The 18,428-nt window shown below is 60.1% G+C and carries 19 protein-coding genes and 1 pseudogene; 9 read left to right on the top strand and 11 right to left on the bottom strand.

What is annotated here, in order from left to right; all coding sequences use genetic code 11:
• Positions 1-201: 201 nt before the first annotated feature.
• On the top strand, positions 202-966 hold the full coding sequence (locus BT125_RS01865; RefSeq protein ID WP_072404795.1) for an SDR family NAD(P)-dependent oxidoreductase: 765 nt from the start codon (positions 202-204) through the stop codon (positions 964-966).
• A gap of 177 nt (positions 967-1,143) precedes the next feature.
• On the opposite strand, the gene BT125_RS01860 is transcribed toward BT125_RS01865, so the two are convergent.
• Positions 1,144-1,959 (bottom strand): helix-turn-helix transcriptional regulator, encoded by an 816-nt coding sequence (locus tag BT125_RS01860; protein WP_072404793.1) that lies wholly within the window; start codon positions 1,957-1,959, stop codon positions 1,144-1,146.
• A gap of 93 nt (positions 1,960-2,052) precedes the next feature.
• On the opposite strand from BT125_RS01860, the gene BT125_RS01855 reads away from it, so the two are divergent.
• Positions 2,053-3,009 carry a threonine dehydratase gene (locus tag BT125_RS01855; RefSeq protein WP_072404791.1) on the top strand — a complete coding sequence of 319 codons (957 nt, stop codon included), beginning with the start codon at positions 2,053-2,055 and terminating at the stop codon, positions 3,007-3,009.
• Positions 3,010-3,299: 290 nt separating this feature from the next.
• A complete protein-coding gene (locus BT125_RS01850; protein ID WP_072404789.1) occupies positions 3,300-3,809 on the top strand; it encodes a hypothetical protein in 510 nt (169 codons plus the stop codon).
• Positions 3,810-3,866: 57 nt separating this feature from the next.
• On the opposite strand, the gene BT125_RS01845 is transcribed toward BT125_RS01850, so the two are convergent.
• From BT125_RS01845 to BT125_RS01830, 5 genes are all read right to left on the bottom strand, one after another.
• Positions 3,867-4,457 (bottom strand): helix-turn-helix domain-containing protein, encoded by a 591-nt coding sequence (locus tag BT125_RS01845; RefSeq protein ID WP_170866797.1) that lies wholly within the window; start codon positions 4,455-4,457, stop codon positions 3,867-3,869.
• Between the two features lie 53 nt (positions 4,458-4,510).
• The gene (locus tag BT125_RS29380; protein WP_170866793.1) at positions 4,511-4,672 is read right to left on the bottom strand and encodes a hypothetical protein; all 162 of its coding nucleotides are present in this window, start codon (positions 4,670-4,672) and stop codon (positions 4,511-4,513) included.
• A gap of 122 nt (positions 4,673-4,794) precedes the next feature.
• Complete coding sequence (locus BT125_RS01840) at positions 4,795-5,508, bottom strand: ABC transporter ATP-binding protein (protein WP_072404785.1); 714 nt, start codon at positions 5,506-5,508, stop codon at positions 4,795-4,797.
• A 3-nt stretch (positions 5,509-5,511) separates the two neighbouring features.
• Positions 5,512-6,357, bottom strand: coding sequence for an ABC transporter permease (locus tag BT125_RS01835; protein ID WP_072404783.1), 846 nt, complete (start codon positions 6,355-6,357; stop codon positions 5,512-5,514).
• Between the two features lie 62 nt (positions 6,358-6,419).
• Positions 6,420-7,412 (bottom strand): aliphatic sulfonate ABC transporter substrate-binding protein, encoded by a 993-nt coding sequence (locus BT125_RS01830; protein ID WP_072404781.1) that lies wholly within the window; start codon positions 7,410-7,412, stop codon positions 6,420-6,422.
• Between the two features lie 301 nt (positions 7,413-7,713).
• Here BT125_RS01830 and BT125_RS01825 point away from each other — a divergent pair, with 301 nt between their 5' ends.
• Positions 7,714-8,661, top strand: a complete 948-nt coding sequence (locus tag BT125_RS01825) for an ABC transporter substrate-binding protein (RefSeq protein ID WP_072404779.1) — start codon at positions 7,714-7,716, stop codon at positions 8,659-8,661.
• 146 nt (positions 8,662-8,807) lie between these two features.
• On the opposite strand, the gene BT125_RS01820 is transcribed toward BT125_RS01825, so the two are convergent.
• A complete protein-coding gene (locus BT125_RS01820) occupies positions 8,808-9,758 on the bottom strand; it encodes a DNA/RNA non-specific endonuclease (RefSeq protein WP_072404777.1) in 951 nt (316 codons plus the stop codon).
• A gap of 123 nt (positions 9,759-9,881) precedes the next feature.
• A complete protein-coding gene (gene gstA / locus BT125_RS01815; protein ID WP_072404775.1) occupies positions 9,882-10,481 on the bottom strand; it encodes a glutathione transferase GstA in 600 nt (199 codons plus the stop codon).
• 115 nt (positions 10,482-10,596) lie between these two features.
• On the opposite strand from gstA, the gene BT125_RS01810 reads away from it, so the two are divergent.
• The 3 genes and pseudogenes from BT125_RS01810 (at position 10,597) to BT125_RS29885 (ending at position 12,932) form a co-directional block, all read left to right on the top strand.
• The gene (locus BT125_RS01810; RefSeq protein ID WP_072404773.1) at positions 10,597-11,502 is read left to right on the top strand and encodes a transcriptional regulator GcvA; all 906 of its coding nucleotides are present in this window, start codon (positions 10,597-10,599) and stop codon (positions 11,500-11,502) included.
• 38 nt (positions 11,503-11,540) lie between these two features.
• Positions 11,541-12,344 (top strand): annotated as a pseudogene (locus tag BT125_RS29890) (PAS domain-containing protein); the annotation flags it as partial.
• Complete coding sequence (locus BT125_RS29885; protein WP_371857780.1) at positions 12,318-12,932, top strand: methyl-accepting chemotaxis protein; 615 nt, start codon at positions 12,318-12,320, stop codon at positions 12,930-12,932. The pseudogene BT125_RS29890 and the gene BT125_RS29885, both read left to right, overlap by 27 nt.
• Here BT125_RS29885 and BT125_RS01800 read toward each other — a convergent pair.
• The gene (locus tag BT125_RS01800; protein WP_072404769.1) at positions 12,913-14,550 is read right to left on the bottom strand and encodes an ATP-binding response regulator; all 1,638 of its coding nucleotides are present in this window, start codon (positions 14,548-14,550) and stop codon (positions 12,913-12,915) included. The two genes, BT125_RS29885 and BT125_RS01800, sit on opposite strands and share 20 nt — an antisense overlap.
• Before the next feature lie 131 nt (positions 14,551-14,681).
• Between BT125_RS01800 and BT125_RS01795 the strand changes: the two genes are divergently transcribed.
• A complete protein-coding gene (locus BT125_RS01795; protein WP_072404767.1) occupies positions 14,682-15,071 on the top strand; it encodes a hypothetical protein in 390 nt (129 codons plus the stop codon).
• Positions 15,072-15,125: 54 nt separating this feature from the next.
• On the opposite strand, the gene BT125_RS01790 is transcribed toward BT125_RS01795, so the two are convergent.
• Positions 15,126-15,632, bottom strand: a complete 507-nt coding sequence (locus tag BT125_RS01790; protein WP_083564423.1) for a hypothetical protein — start codon at positions 15,630-15,632, stop codon at positions 15,126-15,128.
• 316 nt (positions 15,633-15,948) lie between these two features.
• Positions 15,949-16,587, bottom strand: a complete 639-nt coding sequence (locus tag BT125_RS01785; RefSeq protein WP_072404765.1) for a response regulator — start codon at positions 16,585-16,587, stop codon at positions 15,949-15,951.
• A gap of 101 nt (positions 16,588-16,688) precedes the next feature.
• Between BT125_RS01785 and BT125_RS01780 the strand changes: the two genes are divergently transcribed.
• Positions 16,689-18,296: an ATP-binding response regulator gene (locus tag BT125_RS01780; protein ID WP_072404764.1), complete on the top strand. Its 1,608-nt coding sequence runs from the start codon at positions 16,689-16,691 to the stop codon at positions 18,294-18,296.
• Positions 18,297-18,428 lie beyond the last annotated feature (132 nt).

The following is an 18,428-nucleotide window of genomic DNA, read 5'->3' as shown; positions in this document are numbered from 1 at the left end:
AGATCGCAGGCTTCGCCAGCGCCTACAGAGCCCGGCGGTGGCCATCTCTGGCCACATTTGCGCAAAACCCCGACAGTCCCAGCAAGCCTGCGAAAGCCTGGCAGTCGCCATTGCGAGAAAGTGAAGTCGTCGATAACGACAGCGCCCACGGGCGCCGGGCGGGCGAATGTCTCGTCTGCCCGCTCACGCAGGAGAGCGATCATGACCGATTTTCAACACAACATTCCCCACGAAGTCCAAGGCAAGGTTGCATCGGTCACTGGCGCCGCCAGTGGCATCGGCAAGGCCATCGCATTGCTGTTGCATGCCCGCGGCGCCAAGGTAATCGCTGAAGACATCAACCCCGCCGTCCATGAGCTGGCCCGCCCCGGGCTGGTGCCGCTGGAGGCCGACATCACCGCGGATGGCGCTGCCGAGCGCGCTGTCGGCCTGGCCGTCGAGCAGTTCGGCCGGCTGGACATCCTGGTCAACAATGCCGGGATCATCATCAATAAACTCGTCATCGACATGACGCGCCAGGACTGGGAGCGCATCCAGGCGGTCAACGCGACGGCCGCTTTCCTGCATTCACGCGAAGCGGTCAAGGCGATGATGCCGAACAAGGCGGGGGCCATCGTCAACATTGCGTCCTACGCGTCCTACTTTGCCTTCCCGACCATTGCCGCCTACACCGCGTCCAAAGGTGCCCTGGCGCAACTGACGCGCACCCTGGCACTGGAAGTCATCGAGCATGGCATTCGCGTCAATGCCATCGGTGTTGGCGATGTGGTGACCAACATCCTCAATGACGTGGTCGAGGACGGTCCGGCGTTCCTCGCCCAACACGGTGAAGCCGCGCCCATCGGCCGGGCCGCGCAGCCGGAAGAAATTGCCGAGGTGGTTGCGTTCCTGGCCTCGGATCGCGCGAGCTTTGTGGTCGGCGCGGTGGTCATGGCCGACGGCGGAATGACCGTTACCGCAGGCTGAATCGAGTGGTAGATGACACCTGGGTAACCGGCCGGGTTTTGCACCCCGGCCGGTGTTTTTGTCAGCGCTGCGCCCGACGAAGCCTGCCGTGTAACGACAGCCCGTTTTCATCTGGCGTAGGCAGTGGTCGCCCGACCAGGCCCATGCCTTCGCTGACCAGTACCGTGCCCAGAGGGTTCAGGGCCTCGAATACTCGCGCAACTGCGCTGGGCTGACGCCAAGGCGTTGCTTGAACAGCGTGGTCATGTGCGCCTGGGAATTGAAGCCGCAGATGTGGGCGATATCGGTCAGTCGGGCGGTTGAATCGCGCATCAGCGCCCGCGCCTTGGCTAGGCGTCGATCGATCAGGTAGCTGTGTGGGCTTTTGCCGGTCGCCTGCTTGAACGCCCGCATGAAATAACCCTCGGACAAGCCCAGCAGCCCGGCCATTTCCTTGACCCCCAGCGGACCGTCGAGACCGGCGTCGATGAACTCATCGAGCAGGCGCATCCGGCCGGCCGTGATCGAGCCTTGGGAATGTGCCGAAAACCTCTTGTGGTCCTTCACTCGCTCAGCCAGTCCGAGCGCCCAGGCTTCCCAATCGTCCTCTGCCGTGGCACGCAGCAGTGCGCTGCGCATTCTCAAGGCGAGGGTGATGGCCTGCGGGTCAATACGGTTGTTGAACGCATGTTTCGCCGGCAACGCCATGCCGTCGGTGCGCACCATCCGCAGGTATTCACCGCCCCGGGGAGATTCGGAGAACACGTCGCACCCGGCGGGAACGAATGCCAGGCCGTTGGGCAGCGCCTCGAAGGGCAGCACGCGGTCGCTGCCGATGGCGTGCAGGCCGCGCTGACTGTCGAAGGCAAAGCCGATCGCCGACTGGGTCGCGACGTAGCGGGTCGCGTAGGCACAGCCGGGGAGCAATTCGATCGCCCAGGGCCCTGCCTCGATACGACGGACCGGTTCAGACAGGGGCGGCGGTGGATGGTTTCGCGGGCTCATGAACAGCATAGTAATGAAGAGTGGGCCTGAAAGTCAGGTCAGTTTTCTGAAAGCCCCGTCGCCGTCGCGCTGATTAGACTGGGCAAAACCAGGAGGCCCATCATGCATACACTGACCCGCGACGACATCGAACACGCTGCTCGCCATCTCTATCAATTCATGCCCGCCACGGCCCAATACGCCTGGCCGTTGCTGGCTGAGCGGTTGGGGTGCACGGTGTGGGTCAAGCACGAGAATCACACTCCGACCGGGGCCTTCAAGGTGCGCGGTGGCCTGACCTTCGCGCACTGGCTCAAGCGCGAGCATCCCGAGGCGAAAGGCATTGTCACGGCGACGCGCGGCAACCATGGCCAGAGCCTGGCGCTGGCGGCCACCGCCTTGGGTTTGAAAGCGTTGATCGTCGTGCCGCAAGGCAACTCGGTGGAGAAAAACAACGCCATGCGTGGCTTTGGCGGCGAGGTGGTCGAACATGGCCGCGATTTCGATGAGGCCCGGGAAGAAGCTGCACGCCTGGCCCACGCACAAGGCCTTTACCTGGTGCCGCCGTTCCATCCTGAGTTGGTCAGGGGCGTGGCGACTTATGGGCTTGAGCTGTTCAAGGCGGTGCCGGACCTCGACACGGTCTACGTGCCGATAGGCTGTGGGTCGGGGATTTGCGCAGTCATCGCCGCCCGCGATGCCTTGGGTCTGAAAACCCAAGTGGTGGGTGTTGTGTCCACCGAGGCCGTCGCGGCGAAGTTGTCATTTGAAATGGGAAGACTGTGTGAGACCGCTTCGGCGAATACCTTCGCGGACGGTTTGGCCGTGCGCAGACCCATTCCCGAGGCCTTTGCTATCTATGGGGCCGCTGCGGCGCGGATCGTCGCGGTCAGCGACGGGGAAATTGCCGAGGCCATGCGGGTGTATTACACCGACACTCATAACCTCGCCGAGGGCGCAGGTGCCGCGGCCTTGGCGGCACTCATGCAGGAACGTGAAGCAATGCAGGGAAAAAAGGTCGGGGTGATTCTGTCCGGTGGGAATATTGACCGGCCGGTGTATGCCCGGTTGATTGGCTGAGCCACCGTGGCTGGAAACGCTGGGGGATACTTAGATCGATTATTTCTTACGGTTATTAATATAGGTTTGGATGACATATCCATGACCGGAGAATCGAAGCTGTCGCCTGGAGAGTGTCTGCAATGAAAGCGCAGCGCATGCAGCAGCAGACAACTTGGCGTGTGTCGCTCCGGTAAGCCTGTTTTAACGTTCGTTCCTGCTGTTCGATCGCCATCTTGTCGGGCCCGGGTCAATGCTTAGAATCCGCCCCATCAGCTTGTCCGACTCTCGAACCTTAAAGGAACAACACCATGATGAACGCCATGCAGATGCCAATGCCGATGAACGCCAACATGCCGATGATGCCCATGATGGGCATGCCGATGATGATGGCGACCATGACCTGCGAAATGATGGACGACGGCATGATGTGCAAGATGATGCCCGCCGCCGGCATGGACATGGCCATGTTCAAGAACAGCGCCGACATGATGCAGATGATGATGAACTGCGGCATGCCGATGATGATGCACTGCGGCAACATGAGCATGATGTGCATGTCCCAGGCGAGCATGGCCATGCCGATGGCGAGCATGATGATGCCAATGCCGATGATGGGCATGCCGATGCCGATGATGAAGTGCGTGATGGAATGCACGGTGATGGCGGACTGCATGATGTGCAAAGTCATGCCGATGGCGGGCATGAACATGGACATGATGAAGAACTGCTGCGCCTTGATGATGAAGATGATGGACGACTGCAGCATGCCGATGATGATGAGCTGCAACGGCATGCCGATGATGTGCTGCACCTGCTGAGCGTAGCGCCAATGCAGGTATCTGTGGGGAGGGGATGAATCCCCTCCCCACAGGGGTTCAGTCCAGGCGTTCGGGGTAGGTCACCACCAGATATGCCACCGCTTCGCTGTCGGCCGGGTTGCGATAGCGGTGTGGTTGGTCGGCATAAAACAGAATCGAATCGCCGGTGGAGAGCAGGTAGCGCTCGTCGTTGACACTGATCTCCAGCACGCCCTGGGACACCACCAGGTTCTCCTGAACACCAGGCCCGTGCCCTTCGGACTGGTCCTCACCCAAGGGGCCCAGGCGCAGCTCGTAGAATTCCGACTGGCGTGCCACATCGAACGGGAACAGGGCACGGCTGACGAAGGCGCCACTGGCGCTGACCAGGCGTTTGCTCTGGCTGACCGACAGCACCGCCACCCCTTCGAAAGCCCGATGTTCCAGGAACGCGGCAACCGACACCTTCAGGCCCTTGGCGATTTTGCACAGCACCTTGATCGAGGGCACGCTGCGTCCGGACTCGATCTGCGCCAGCATGGCCCGGCTTACCCCGCACTGGCGAGCGAGGGCGTCCAGGGACAAGTGTCGCTTGCCACGAAGGCGTTGCAGGTTCTGCGCGACCCGTTCGCAAATCGGATCTTCATCCAAGGCTTCCAGGTTGTTCAGATCCACTTCGGGTTCGTCGGCACTCGCCAAAAAGCGCGAGGGTTCCTGGACGCTCACGCCTGGTACGTCTTGGTCGGCTGGAATGCCTGGACCCACTGGAACGCCTGGTAACCGGCATTACGCGCGTACATTTCCCACATGGCCCGGGCCAGTTGCTGAGCCTGCTTGCGTTTGCGGAATTGGACGAAGTCGATAACGTTGTCAGTCGGTTTCATAAGGCACTTCACTGTCGTGACCAATGGGACGGGATGAACTGAGAGTACGTGGTTAGATTTATAACCATAAATACTGATTGTTTATTTGTTAATGCTTTTAAGTGCTTAGCAAAATGTCTTGATCAAATCACATGAGCGCGCTGCAGTTCGGTCAGGGCCAGTGCCTTGAGTTGGGCCAGCAATGGGTCGCGTCGGTCTCGCGGATGGTCCAGTTGCACCGTCAACGCTTGGCGAATGCGGCTGGGGCGGTTGTCCATCACCAGCACCCGGTTGCTCAGGTACAGCGCCTCGTCGACATCGTGAGTCACCAGCAACAAGGCGATCGCGTGCCGCTCGGCCAGTTGCAGCAACAGGTCCTGCAGTTTCATTCGGGTGAAGGCATCCACGGCGCTGAATGGCTCGTCCAGCAACAGCACCTGTGGTCGCGCGTACAGGCCGCGGGCAATCGCCACCCGCTGCGCCATACCGCCGGACAACGCCTTGGGCAATGCATCGGCAAACCCCGTGAGGCCGACTTCCTCGATCAACTGTGCGACCCAGGCCTTGTCGTAATCGTCGTCATCACTGAACCCGATGTTCTGTTGCACCGTCAGCCAGGGCATCAAGCGCGGTTCCTGGAACACAAAGGCCAGGTGTTCGGTGTGGCTGAGCAGTTGCCCTTCGAAGTCTTTCTCCAGACCGGCGACGATGCGCAGCAAGGTGCTCTTGCCACAGCCGCTGGGGCCCAGCAGACACACGGTTTCCCGGGGTTGCAGTTGCAGGTGGATATGATTGAGCACGGTGGTGTCGGCGAACGTCTTGCGCTCGACGTGGATGTCCAGCAGGGCTTGGGTCATGGCTCACTCCTCGGTGCCGTTAAAGGTGTCGCGCCAGGCCAGGAAATGTTTTTCCAGGGCGGCGAGGATGCCGTCGCTGAGCTTGCCCAGCAGGGCGAGCACGATGATCGCCGCCAGCACGATGTCCGGACGCGAGGTTTCGCGGCCATCGCTGAGCAGATAGCCCAGGCCCTTGGTCGCGGCGATCAGCTCGGCGGCCACCAAGAACATCCAGGCCAGGCTCATGCCGCCGCGCAACCCGGTGAACAGGCCGGGGAGGGCGGCGGGCAGGAGAATTCGCCGCACCAGACGGCGGCGGCTGAAGCCGTACATTTGGCCGACCTCCACCAGCTTGCGGTCGATGTTGCGAATCGCTGCCACGCCATTGAGGTACACGGGAAAGAACGCGCCGATGGCGATCAGCACCACCTTCGAGGTTTCGTCGATGCCCAGCCACAGCAGGAGCAATGGCACCCAGGCCAGGCTGGGAATCGAGCGCAGGCCGGCGAAGGTCGGTTCCAGATAGGCTTCGGCCTCCCGACTCAAGCCAACCCAGGCGGCGAAGACCAACGCCAGGCTGGCGCCGATGGCAAAGCCCAGTAGCACTCGCAACAGGCTGGCGCTGATATGTTTCCATAGCGCCCCCTCGGCCAGGTCGCCGAGGGTCAGGGCGATCTCGCTGGGGGCCGGCATCTGGTAGGCGGGCAGCCAACCGATGCGCACGATGATCTCCAGGAACACGATGATCAGCACCGGCAGGGCCAGCCCCTTGAGGCGCAGCTGCCAGCGGTCGGGATTGAACAGGGGCGCTTTGCCCGATGCGGGCAGGGCCAAATGGGGGCTGGAGAGGTCTTCGCTGTTACTGCTCATGGCGTTCCTCCGGCAACGCCGAATCCGCGCCAGGCGCGGATCGGTTGTCGCCTGGGCAAGGGTTATTGACGGGCCACGGCCTGCTGGCGGCCGGTGTCGAGCAATTGATCGATCACCTGGTCCACATTCACCCCGCGACGAACCAATTCTTCCGAGACCAGGATCGGCGCGGCAGCCTTGGAAGCCAGCACATCCTTGGCACTCAACTGCGGGCTGCCCAGGTCGGTGCGGGACAGTTGCAGCCGGGCAACTTCCAGCGGCAGTCCGGATTCGTCGGCCAGCAATTTGGCCAGCTCTTGCGGATGCTCCACGGACCAGACCCGAGCCTGTTCGTAGGCCGCAAGCACGGTGTCGATGGTCTGCGGATGCTCCTGGGCATATTTCTCCGTGACGCTGACCACGCCGTAGCTGTTGAAGGCGGGGTTGCGATACAGCAGGCGCGACCCGGCTTGTACTTCGCTGGCGGCCATGTGTGGGTCGAGACCGGCCCAGGCATCGACATCACCTTTTTCCAAGGCGGTGCGACCGTCCGGGTGCTGCAAGTGCACCAGCTCCACATCGTCTTTCTTCAGCCCGGCCTGTTGCAGGCTGCGCAGGGTGAACAGGTAGGGATCGGTGCCTTTGGTGGCGGCGATTTTCTTGCCCTTGAGGTCGGCGACCGTCTGGTACGGCGAATCCTTGCGCACCACCAGGGCGGTCCATTCCGCGCGACTGTAGACATACACCGACTTGATCGGGCTGCCATTGGCCCGGCTCAGCACCGCGGCGAGGCTGGCGGACGAAGCGAAGTCGACGCCGCCGCTGTTGAGGTATTCCAGGGAGCGGTTACTGCCTTGGCTCAGGACCCAGCTGACCTTGGCCTGGGGCAGGGCCTTTTCCAGGTAACCGAGGTGCTTGAGCACCAGGCTGACCGGCGAGTAATAGGCGTAATCCAGGTGCACTTCGGCCGGAGGGCTTTCTGCGGCCTGGGCCAGGGACGGCAGGCTCAACGCCAGGGCACAGGCACCAATCAGGGACTTGGCGAGGGCCAGTGAAAAACGGAAGTCGGGTTTCATGGAGCAGCTCCAGCAAGGCGGCGAGAAGGCAATGTTCTTATTTCCGAAAGATCGGAGCGCGGAAGAAAATCGCGCTTGAAAGGAAATTGCAGGCTCTGTGCCATGGCCGGCGAAAGGGCGGTTTTCGGGGGCCGCCAGGGGGTGAAGGTTTCAAGGAAATGTTGCCCAGCCAACAGTCTGTTGCGGCACTGTTGAGTCATGAACAGTGGCTGCTTGTGACTATGAGCTTATGCGTTAAAAGAATTTCGAATGTGAATTACAGGAGCGTTATGTTCTATAAAAATCATTCAGGAATGCTTTCATGAAGTTCGCTCGATCCCTGCGTTGTCTGCTCCTCTGCACATTGTTCGTCGCCCCTTTGCTCCAGGCCAGTGAGCCGTTGGTCCTGCATGTCGGCGACCAGAACTATTACAACGTGCGGGCTTCGGTGGAGGCCTCGGGAGTGCTTGAGGGCGCCCCCTACCGCGTCGACTGGAAACACTTCCAAGCCGCCGCGCCCCTGGCCGAGGCGCTGAATACCGGCGACCTGGACCTGGGCTTTCTCGGCGATTCGGGTTTTCTGTTCCTGGCTGCCAAACAGGCTCCGGTGAAACTGATCGGTGTTTCGCGGCAGAATCCGGACACCATTGCGCTGTTGGTGCCCAAGGATTCACCGGTCAAGACCATCGCCGACCTCAAGGGCAAGAAGGTCGCCTATTGGCCGGGCGCGTGGAGCCAGCAGCTGACCCTGCGGGCCCTGGAGCAGGCCGGCTTGCCGGAGAACCATGTGGAATTCATCAAGCTGATGCCGATCGACGCGGCGGCGGCCTTGCCCCAGGGCAGCATCGACGCCTTTCCGGTGTGGGAACCCTACATCTCGCAACAGATCCTGTTCTCCGGCGCCCGGCCGATCCTGACGGCGAAAAACCTCATGCCCGGTCTCAGCGCCATTGCCGCTTCGACGCCGGCCATCGACAGCAAGCGCGAAGCCATCGCCGACTTCCTCGGCCGCGTGAAACACGCCCGCGCCTGGGTCGATAACCACACCGACTCATACGCGGACTTGTGGGCGAAAAAGGCCAACCTCGACCAGAACGTCTCACGCCATTGGTTGCGCCAGGCCCACATGAGCGTCGGCCCGGTGGATCGACAGGCCGCCGCCGACCTGCAAAGCACCGCAGACTTCCTGTTCAAGGTCAAGGCGCTGCCAGCCCCGCTGGCCACTGCTGGGATTATCGATACATCCTTCAGCCAAGCCTTGAGTGAATAAGTCCCACCGTTTTTTGAGTCGCTCGCCAACATCCCATGCAGCTTCAATCCCCTGTGGGAGCGAGCTTGCTCGCGATAGCGGCAGGTCAGCTTGCGGGGATGTTGACTGTGCTGCCGTCATCGCGAGCCAGCTCGCTCCCACCGTTTTCAAAGGCGGATGTCTTCAGGCCCACGGATTGGCGCTTCAATCCTCGTACCTGTCAGTCGTTCTTCATTGGAAAAGCCGTCGTAGTCAGCCAAGTCGCCAAAGCGGATACCGCTCAGCGCTTCAATTTGATCGACGCTGCGTCGGTAAGTCTTGAGCGCTCCGAACACAAGTTCCAACTTTTCCAGTTCCTGACGCTGGTCAATCATGTAGGCACTGGCCGAAGGTTTGCCGTCGTCACCGAGAAAGGCCACGACTTTCCAGAACGCGGTGGGGATCTGTACGCCTCTGTACGTTTGATCATCGCCGCGGAACAAGGGCCCGGTAAATATCGTCGCCCTGGCTTTCCACCGGCGCGTGTTATCGAGGATGTAATCCTCAAGCTCAAGCCAGGTTTTTTGATTGAAGGCCGCCATCTGCGGCGAGCAATTGGTGAAGTGGAAGGTGTCGTTGTTGGCGGTCTGTGCATCGGGGCCCCAATTGGGGTCCTGTCGTCTGACCAGATGACCGCGATCCAGCAAATTGCCGGCGTACAGCGCTTCTCCAATCTGGGCATCGCTGGGGATTCGACCGTCGTATGCCCAGGCGTCACGCCCTCGGTCGATCTCGACACTGCTGGCGCCGTCGATGTTGACGCCCGCCACCAGGGCCAGACGTCGCCGTCGCGAAAGAACGATGGAGAAGTGCTGATAATCCAGGCGATTGTCGACGGTGCCGGTCGGGTAGACGTCATCGACCAATGCGGCGTCTACGCTGGGCCAAGGCACTAGGAAGTCACCAAGAAAGCCGCTGTCGTATCCCTGCCGGTCTCGCAACTGCACCGCCGGTGTGACGGCGGGCTTTGCCTGTTTGCCCAGGGTGCCGGACACGCGCCTGGCGGATTCCTGCAGGGGTTGCAGATCGGCAAGCCGTGGTCGATGGGCGAAGTCCACTTGGAGTCCTTGTGGTGGCATGGTCCTACCTCGCTGAATGGGAACGAAAGTAATCAGCAAACGTAGTGATCATGCTCCGGCACCATGAATTTTTTATGATGCTGCCTTGCGGACAAAACCGTGAAGGTGATCCCTGGCCTGTGGTTAGGCCGCTTCCGCCGCCATGGCCGCCCGAACGCTGGGGCGTGCGGCGACTCGGACCATGAACGACGCCAGCACCGGCCAGTCCCCAATCTCGATATTGAACAACGGCAACCAGTTCAAAACGGTAAACAGATAAGCGTCGGCCAGGCCGAAACTGCCCATCAGGTAATCCTGTCGTGCAAGGGCCTGGCTGAGGTAATCCAAGCGCTTGAACAGTCTTGCCTTGAAGATCGCCTTGGTCGGCTCTGCGATGTCGGCGTTGAACAGTGGACTACAGCCGCTGTGGATTTCGGCGCTGATGAAGTTCAACCACTCCTGCAGGCGAACCCGCTCCCAGGAGCCATTGGCCGGGGCGAGCGTGTTGCCGGGGGCCAGGTCGGCCAGGTACTGGACAATGGCGGGGCCCTCGGTCAGCACACTGCCGTTTTCCAACACCAAGGCGGCCACGTAGCCCTTGGGGTTGATGCTCAGGAAGTCGAGCCCGTCGGCGGTTCGCTTGGTCTTGTTGTCGACGCGGATCAATTCAAAGGGCAGGCCCAATTCCCGCAGCACAATGTGCGGGGACAATGAGCAGGTCATGGGGGCAAAGTACAGTTTCACGGTTTACCTCACGGGTGGGGGGGCGGGCCGCCAGAATCGGTGAGGAGCGGAACATTTTCAAAGGACATCTTCAGTGCTAGCGTATGACAAAATCTCATGAGCGCAGCAAATCACCATGGCCAGCCGAATACCTTCTCTCAACGGTCTTAAGGCATTCGAATCAGCCGCCAGGCACATGAGCTTTACCAACGCCGCAGCAGAGTTGAACGTCACTCAAACAGCCATAAGCCATCAGATCCGCCGGCTCGAAGAGGAGCTGGGCGTGCGTTTGTTCCTGCGGCTCAAAGACGGCCTGGCCCTGACTCCTGAAGGCCAGGCCTATTTCCCAGGCGTTCGGGCCGCCTTCCATGAACTGCGCTATTGCACGGAGACGTTGCTGGAAAGCCGCAACAACAGTGTCTTGACGATCAGCACCCTGGTTTCGTTTGCCTCCAAATGGTTGCTGCCGCGCCTGGCATCCTTTCAGCAGGCGTTTCCCAATATCGATGTGCGCGTCACTGCATCCACCGAGCGGGTGGATTTTCGTAAGGGCGGCGTCGATGCGGCCATCCGTTACGGTGTCGGCGAGTGGAAGGGCGTGCGGGCCGACTGGCTGATGGCCGACGAAATCTTCCCGGTATGCAGTCCCAGGCTGTTGCAAGGTCCAACCCCTTTGCAGGATCCCGGCGATCTGGCCCGACACACCTTGTTGCAGGTCAGCGGGGTGACTCGTGACGACTGGCGTTCGTGGTTGAGTGCCGCTGGCCAACCGAAAAGACTGGCCGAAGGCAGCCGGCTGACCTTCGACCTGGCCATGATGGCTGTACAGGCGGCGGTCGACGGCCTGGGGGTGTGCATCGGCCGTTCAACGTATGTCGAAGATGACCTGAAGGCGGGCCGCTTGGTTGCGCCCTTTGATCTGCGGCTGAAGTCTGACCTGGGTTTCTACTTCGTCACCCCACATGAACTGGCCGATGCCCCAAAGGTACAGGCCTTTAGAACCTGGTTGATGGATTCGATGGGTTTTGGCGTCGAAACATAATTACGCTACACCGTTCAGCCCCAAGCTAACCAGTCGATATGTATATAAAGGTCCGGTTACTTCGAGGGTACGTCATGTTTAATAAAAAACTAAAAGATGAACTGACGGCTAGGACGGCCGAATTGGCAACTTACAAAGGACTGGTCGGCGCCCTGGAGCGGTCGATGGCTGTTATCGAGTTCAGCCCTGATGGCAAGGTCCTTCGGGCGAACGAGAATTTCCTGAGCACGATGGGGTACCGTGCGGATCAATTGGCCAGCCTGTCCCATCGGGATTTCTGCCCCCCTGCGTTGGCGGGCAGCGCCGAGTACCGTGAATTCTGGAACAAATTGCGCACCGGTCAATTCGTTTCCGGCACGTTTCAGCGCCGCAGCGCGTCAGGCCAGAACGTGTGGCTGGAAGCCAGCTATAACCCGGTGGTGGACGAACAAGGCCGTGTCGTGAAGGTGGTCAAGTACGCACTCGATGTCACCGCCAAGGTGACCGCCGAGGCCGAAACCCGTGCACGGCTGGCGGCCCTCGACCGGGCCATGGCGGTCATCGAGTTCGACCTGGGCGGCAACATCCTGACCGCCAACGACAACTTCATGAATGTGATGCATTACTCGCTGACTGAACTCAAGGGCAAGCACCACCGGATGTTTTGCGAACCGAGCCTGGTGAGTAGCTCGGAGTACAGTGATTTCTGGCGTCGTCTGAATGCCGGTGAGTTTTTCAGCGGACAATTCAAGCGTCTCGGCAAAAACGGCAAAGTTGTCTGGCTGGAAGCCAGCTACAACCCGGTCTACGACGCCGAAGGCAAGTTGTGCAAGATTGTGAAGTTCGCCAGTGACATAACCGAACGGGTAGAGAAGTTCGAAGAGGACTCGCGCGGCGCCTCCCGTGCGTACCACATCTCCGCCGAGACCGAGCGCGTGGCCGAGCAGGGCGCCCAAGTGATCCACCAGACCGCCAAGGAGATGCGCGAGATCGCCGAGAATATCGGCGCCTCCGCGCGCCTCGTTGGGCAACTGGGCGCACGTTCGGAAGAGATCACGGCCATCGTCAACACCATTCGCGGCATCGCCGACCAGACCAACCTGCTGGCCCTCAACGCGGCCATCGAGGCTGCGCGGGCCGGCGATCAGGGGCGGGGGTTCGCGGTGGTGGCCGACGAGGTCCGGCAACTGGCCGGCCGCACCAGTCGTTCCACCTCGGAGATTGCCGAAATGATCGGCATGATCCTCTCCGAAACCCGCGATGCCGTCGCGAGCATGAACGTGACCCACGAGGGCGCCTTGCGTGGTGTCACCCTGGCAGACCAGGCCGGATCGGTCATCGTGCAGATCCGGAACGGGACCACCGATGCCCTCGATGCGGTGAGCATGTTTGCCTCCAAGCTCGACGAGTCCGAGGTGATTCCCAAGACGGCTATCGGCTGGGTGGGTTGAGGTGAGCTGAGTCTTCGCCCTGGCGATCCATGGACTTGAGCAGTTCAAGCAATACTGTTCGCAGCTCCGGCGGTCGCACGGGCTTGGCCAGAACCGAGATGTTCAGGCTTTGCAATGACTGGCGTATGCGCTCGATCTCGTGTCCGGTGATGACCAGTGCCGGGACTTGCCAGCCGCGCTGTTCGCGTATCGCGGCAATGTATTCGGCACCCGAGACTTTCGTGCCCAGGTCGAAGTCGGCGATGACGATATCGCAATCGCTGCTCAGCCCTTCGCCGTCGCTATGGGCCTCAACCTCGCAACCCCATTTTTCCAGGAGCGCCGACGTCGCCATCAGGACGTTGGCGTCGTCTTCCACCAGGCACACCCGTAATCCGTCCAAGCGATTCTGGACGGGCGACACCTTGGGCTCCATGGCCCTTGGCGCCGCCGGTTCCAGGCCGCTGATCGCCACCTTGGTGCCTTGTCCGACCGTGGAGCGGATGTGTATATCGACACCGAGTATCTGGCTGATGCGCTTGACGATGGACAGGCCCAGGCCAAGGCCCTCGACATCTTTGTCGCGCACATGGCGCACGCGGTAGAACTCCTTGAAGACTTCGGGCAAATGTTCGGCGGCAATGCCGCGTCCCTTATCGTAGATCACCACGGCCAGGCGCTTGCCCTGGCGTCGCACGCCGATCAGTACCGGTTGGCCGGGCGCGTATTTGAGGGCATTGGACAGCAGGTTCTGGATCATCGTGGTCAGCATGCCTGGATTGACGCTGACCCAGTAAGGGCTGGCGCGCAGGCGCAGTTCGACCCCGGCCCAGCGAGCCGCCTCGGTGTTCTGCTTGACCACGTCCTGTAGTAGCGCGCCCAAGTGGACGGTCTCGGTTTTCGGCATCAGTTGGCCGTGGTCCAGGGTGTAGATATCGAGAATCGAACGGAACAGCTGCGAGACGGTGTGCAGCGAACGGTCGATGTTGTCCACCAGCCGCAACTCTTCCAGGCCCAGCCTGGCGTCACGCAGGCAGGCGGTGAACAGTCCGATGGAGTGGATCGGCTGGCGCAGGTCATGGCTGGCCTGGGCCAGGAAGCGGGATTTTTCCTGGTTGGCGGCAATCGCCTCCTCGGAGGCGATGCGGGTGCGCTTGAGCAGGATGTGCGCATAGGCCGGCACCACGATGGTGGTGACGATCAACATCAGGAACATGTAGGGCTGGCCATGCCAGAACGGATTGAGCCAGAAAATCAGCACCAGGGTCGACAGCGCGATAACGGTTGCCAGCGCTAGGTAGCCCGAGCCGAAGCGCATGCCGTTGCCCAGGGTGACCCAGAGCAGTGCGGCGTAGATCGGCAGTGCGCTTTCACCGCCCAGCACCATGGCGAAAGCGATGCCCGTATAGTCATGCAGCATCGAGAAAAGGCGTCGCCAGAAGAAGTGGCCTGGCCAACGCTTGATGATCATGCGCAGGAATACCGAGGCGACGATAAACGTGGTGATGTAAATGATGATGGGCACGTAGCTTGTGGCATCACCGGGATGGATGGTCGCCAATACGACGATGTACAACAGCGCACAGGCGCTGACGGTCAGGCGCAACGTGGCCTGGTCCAGTTCACTGTTCTTTTCCACTGGCGTTCGAACCTCATGTGCCTCTGGTGCCTTGAGCAAGCGTAGCGGCTAGCCCATCTGTGCTATTCAGAATTGTTGCCCGAATCAGGATACTTCAGGAGGTATGACCACTCAGGACGTCGGGAGAGTACATGGACGGAGTCGTTCGTTTTTTCAGTGTGATCAGCGCCACGATGCTGTGCGCTTCAGTGGCCCATGCAGGTAGCCAGGCGTGCACGATGGAAGGTGAGATGACCGTCACGGGGCAGCACATCGAGGCCAAGGATTGTGTGCAAGCGAGCGATAAGCAACCGGTGGCCAAGTTCCGCGCCAGCTGTGAATCCTTCGCCAACATGCCGGTCGCGCTTGGTGGCGAAGCGGGCAGGATCACCTACTCGCAAACCTGCCCGGAGAATCCCCAGGGCACCTGTGTGAATGTGAACGGGCAGGGCGTGGATTTTTATTACTACAAGCGTACCGCTAAGCTGTTGGACAGCACCCGCAAAAGTTGCGCCTTGAGCGGAGGTACGTGGAAGGAGTGATTGGTAAAGGTCGGGGACAGGCTTGATGCTGCCCCCAACGGACGAGTCATTGCTTCAGTAGACCCTGTAGTACTTCACGACGTCATCGACGAAATAAATGGTCAACACCGAACCTTGGGCCTGGCTTTGGCCCGTTTTCCCGCCGGTCACGCTGCTGACGTCGTTGGCCACGGTTTGTGCCTTGTACAGTTGTGCCGAGGTGTCGGCCATCTTCAGGCGCGTCTCGGGCGATACGTATTTATGGGCCAGCTTCATGTATTTATCCAGGCCCTCATCACTCTTTTCATAGGTCCAGTTCGACTCGTTGCTGGTGCTGGTCGAATTGAGTTCTTCATTCGTCGGCGCGCCGAACATTTGAGTGATCTGGCCTTTTGTCGTCTTGCCCGGAATGATCGTTTGCTTGAGGTAAGAGACGTCGTATTTTTGGGCGCCCTGATTCAAGGTGCCCATCAAGTTGCCCAAGTTGCCCAAGTCACCGGTGTTTGCACAACCGTTGAGTACGCCCGCCAGCACGCACAGCGCCAATCCATTTCTAAGTGTTTTTCCATATTCGAAGGACATGATGACTTACCTTGAGTTAATGTCAGGACCATTCCATTTCAACCGCGCAGACGGTGAAGTTGACCCAGCAGCGCGTCGCCTATGGATGTATTTAATCCATAGGCTTCGCACGCCATAACGTTTCGATAGGTACAGTGATACTGCACGGCGAATGGCGCGTTGGCTTTCTTTATGTTTGGCTGTTTGAACAGCCTTTTTATGGAGCGTCCACAGCTTAGGGGGAGAGTACTGGACGAAGCTATAGTACAAGTGTGCTATGGCTTGGGAGGTGAGCAGGGAGGATAACGCTCAATGAGTATTCGCGACCGTTATACATTTAACTGTCTTGTGTTTCCGACCATCCTCCGTTGCTTGGGAAGTTGGAAAGTTGCGCCGCCGCCGCCGCGCGCGTGGGGACACCGAGGGATTTGAGCAGGCTCGAGACATGGATGCGCACCGTGAAGGGGGAAATACCCAGGGCCCGGGCTATTTCCTTGTTGGTCTTGCCGGCCGCGATCAACCCAAGCACTTGCCGTTGGCGTACGGTCAGTTGGGAAAGCGCATCGTCCAGTACCGAGTTTTCGGTTTGATACTTCACCACCACTTCGCCTTCGCGTATTGCCATGATGGCCTCGGCAATATCAGAAGGGTCGATATTCTTGCCGATGAAACCGTCGGCACCCAGCGCCATCACCTGGGAAATAACCTCGATGTCATCCATCATGGAAACCACAATAATGGAGGTCCGTTTGAATTCACTGCGCAACTGGCCTATGACTTGCAACGATTTGATTCCGGGAAAGCGCAAGTCGAGTATCAGGGAATCCACTTCCACCCCGGAACGCGCCAACGCCAATACTTCATCCAGATTGCCAGCTTGTTCTATGGTGGCTGTCGGCAGAAGCCGTTCGATGGTTCTCAACATCCCTTCACGAAACAAGGGGTGGTCATCGGCCACAATGACTCTGCACATCATGCTTCAGATCCTTCTGACTTCAAGTTCGCACATCGTAACCTAAACGACTCCCTTGGTTTTCAAGTTGATACAAACTTTCATGTTGGAATACGCCTGTGACTATGACGGAAAAGAATAGCGAGCTTGATCAGTCCACATTGAGATTGACGGTCGGAGCGTGTACTGCGCTCTACATCATTGTGGTGGCCTTTCTGGCCAGCGACTTCGAAACCTATGTACCAATCCTGTGGTACATGGTTTTTTTCTTCGGCGCCGCGGTCCCGCTGCGCATGGCGGTCAAGCGCTGGCCTGGGCACTTCTTCCTGCGTCGTCTTTTTGCCATGACCTTGGATTATGCAAGCCTCGCTTTCGCCTTGATCGTCGGTGGAGAGGGCACGCTGCCCGTATACGCGGCATTGCTCTGGGTCACGCTGGGCAATGGCATGCGCTTCGGCTCGCGCTACCTGGCGTTGGCAACCGCTCTCGCGCTATTGACCCTGGGAGTGATTTTCCTGCTCACGCCGTTCTGGCGTGGTCAGCCCTATCTGTTCCTGACCTTGATCGTCACCACCATCGTGGTGCCGGCCTATGCGCATATCCTGCTGACCCGTACCCGCATCGCTTCGGAAGAGGCGATTGCCGCGAACCAGGAAAAATCCCGCTTCCTGGCCCAGGCCAGCCATGACTTGCGCCAGCCGATCCACTCCATCGGCCTGTTCACCGCCTGCCTGCGCGATGCCCGGCTGGGCCAGGAAGAGCTGCGACTGGTGGACAACATCGACCGTTCGCTGCACATCGTGTCGCAGCTGTTTCGTTCGATCCTGGACATCTACACCCTCGACAACGGGCAGCTTGAACCCCAGGCCGACCCCGTGCACCTGGGCGCGTTGCTCCAGGACGTGGTCAAGCAGAACACCGAAGCCGCCCGCTGGGCCGGTGTCGAGTTGCGCCTGCGGCCTTGCCGGCACTGGGTCAGTGTCAATGCCGGTTTGTTGGCGACCATGGTGCAGAACCTGGTCTCCAATACGCTCAAATATGCCCCCGGCCAACCGGTATTGATCGGTGTACGTCCGAAAGGCAGTGGCCTGGCCATCGTCATCTACGACAAGGGCCGCGGCATTGCCGCCGAACATCTGCCTGAGGTGTTCAAGGAGTTTTATCGGGTACGCCACGTCCGTGACAAGGATGTGGAGGGGCTGGGCCTGGGGTTGTCCATCGTCAAGCGGATCAGCCACCTGATCAATCTGGACATCCGGCTGGACTCCCGGCTCGGCCAGGGCACGCGCGCCACGATCCAAGGTCTGGAAAAGGTCGCGCCAAGGGCTGTGGTGGACAGACCGGTGCCCACGCAAAGCCGTTTGCAGGGCTTGCGGGTGTGCCTGGTGGAGGATGACGCCAACGTGCTGATGGCGACGTCTGCGCTGCTGGAGAAGTGGGGATGCGAAGTGGAAACCCACAGCGACGGGGTGGGTGTGACCAGTGACTGCGACATCATCATTGCCGACTTCGACCTGGGTACGAAAGTCTCGGGCGCCGAATGCATCGCCGCGATTCGCGAACAGCGGGGCAGGGAAGTGCCCGCCATGATCATGACCGGCCATGAAATCGAAAGAATCCGCCACGCGCTGCACCACATGAACATTTCGATCCTGGCCAAGCCCGTGCGGCCCCCGGAGTTGCGGGCGACCTTGCTCGAATTGACCAAACATTTCGCCAGTGTCAGGCCATGAGCCCACCATTCCATTTTATGAAACGGTGGATTGCAGTTCGTGCGTATTCCTGCGCAACCGCTTTGGGCAGAAGATGACGTCAGCCACTTGCACATCCGTGCAAGCGATGGCGGAGAATCCCTAACCGTAGCG

The sequence above is a fragment of the Pseudomonas sp. NFACC04-2 genome, from assembly GCF_900119265.1.
Taxonomy (GTDB): Bacteria; Pseudomonadota; Gammaproteobacteria; order Pseudomonadales; family Pseudomonadaceae; genus Aquipseudomonas; species Aquipseudomonas fluorescens_AA.
Note: the sequence above shows the minus strand (reverse complement) of the source record. Positions and strands in the feature narration are given on the sequence as shown.

Bases quoted from the DNA above. Each gene is read 5' to 3' on its own strand.
- BT125_RS01865 (WP_072404795.1), top strand. From the start codon at position 202: ATGACCGATTTTCAACACAACATTCCCCACGAAGTCCAAGGCAAGGTT.
- BT125_RS01860 (WP_072404793.1), bottom strand. From the start codon at position 1,959: ATGCTGTTCATGAGCCCGCGAAACCATCCACCGCCGCCCCTGTCTGAA.
- BT125_RS01855 (WP_072404791.1), top strand. From the start codon at position 2,053: ATGCATACACTGACCCGCGACGACATCGAACACGCTGCTCGCCATCTC.
- BT125_RS01850 (WP_072404789.1), top strand. From the start codon at position 3,300: ATGATGAACGCCATGCAGATGCCAATGCCGATGAACGCCAACATGCCG.
- BT125_RS29380 (WP_170866793.1), bottom strand. From the start codon at position 4,672: ATGAAACCGACTGACAACGTTATCGACTTCGTCCAATTCCGCAAACGC.
- BT125_RS01840 (WP_072404785.1), bottom strand. From the start codon at position 5,508: ATGACCCAAGCCCTGCTGGACATCCACGTCGAGCGCAAGACGTTCGCC.
- BT125_RS01835 (WP_072404783.1), bottom strand. From the start codon at position 6,357: ATGAGCAGTAACAGCGAAGACCTCTCCAGCCCCCATTTGGCCCTGCCC.
- BT125_RS01830 (WP_072404781.1), bottom strand. From the start codon at position 7,412: ATGAAACCCGACTTCCGTTTTTCACTGGCCCTCGCCAAGTCCCTGATT.
- BT125_RS01825 (WP_072404779.1), top strand. From the start codon at position 7,714: ATGAAGTTCGCTCGATCCCTGCGTTGTCTGCTCCTCTGCACATTGTTC.
- BT125_RS01820 (WP_072404777.1), bottom strand. From the start codon at position 9,758: ATGCCACCACAAGGACTCCAAGTGGACTTCGCCCATCGACCACGGCTT.
- BT125_RS01810 (WP_072404773.1), top strand. From the start codon at position 10,597: ATGGCCAGCCGAATACCTTCTCTCAACGGTCTTAAGGCATTCGAATCA.
- BT125_RS01795 (WP_072404767.1), top strand. From the start codon at position 14,682: ATGGACGGAGTCGTTCGTTTTTTCAGTGTGATCAGCGCCACGATGCTG.
- BT125_RS01790 (WP_083564423.1), bottom strand. From the start codon at position 15,632: ATGTCCTTCGAATATGGAAAAACACTTAGAAATGGATTGGCGCTGTGC.
- BT125_RS01785 (WP_072404765.1), bottom strand. From the start codon at position 16,587: ATGATGTGCAGAGTCATTGTGGCCGATGACCACCCCTTGTTTCGTGAA.
- BT125_RS01780 (WP_072404764.1), top strand. From the start codon at position 16,689: ATGACGGAAAAGAATAGCGAGCTTGATCAGTCCACATTGAGATTGACG.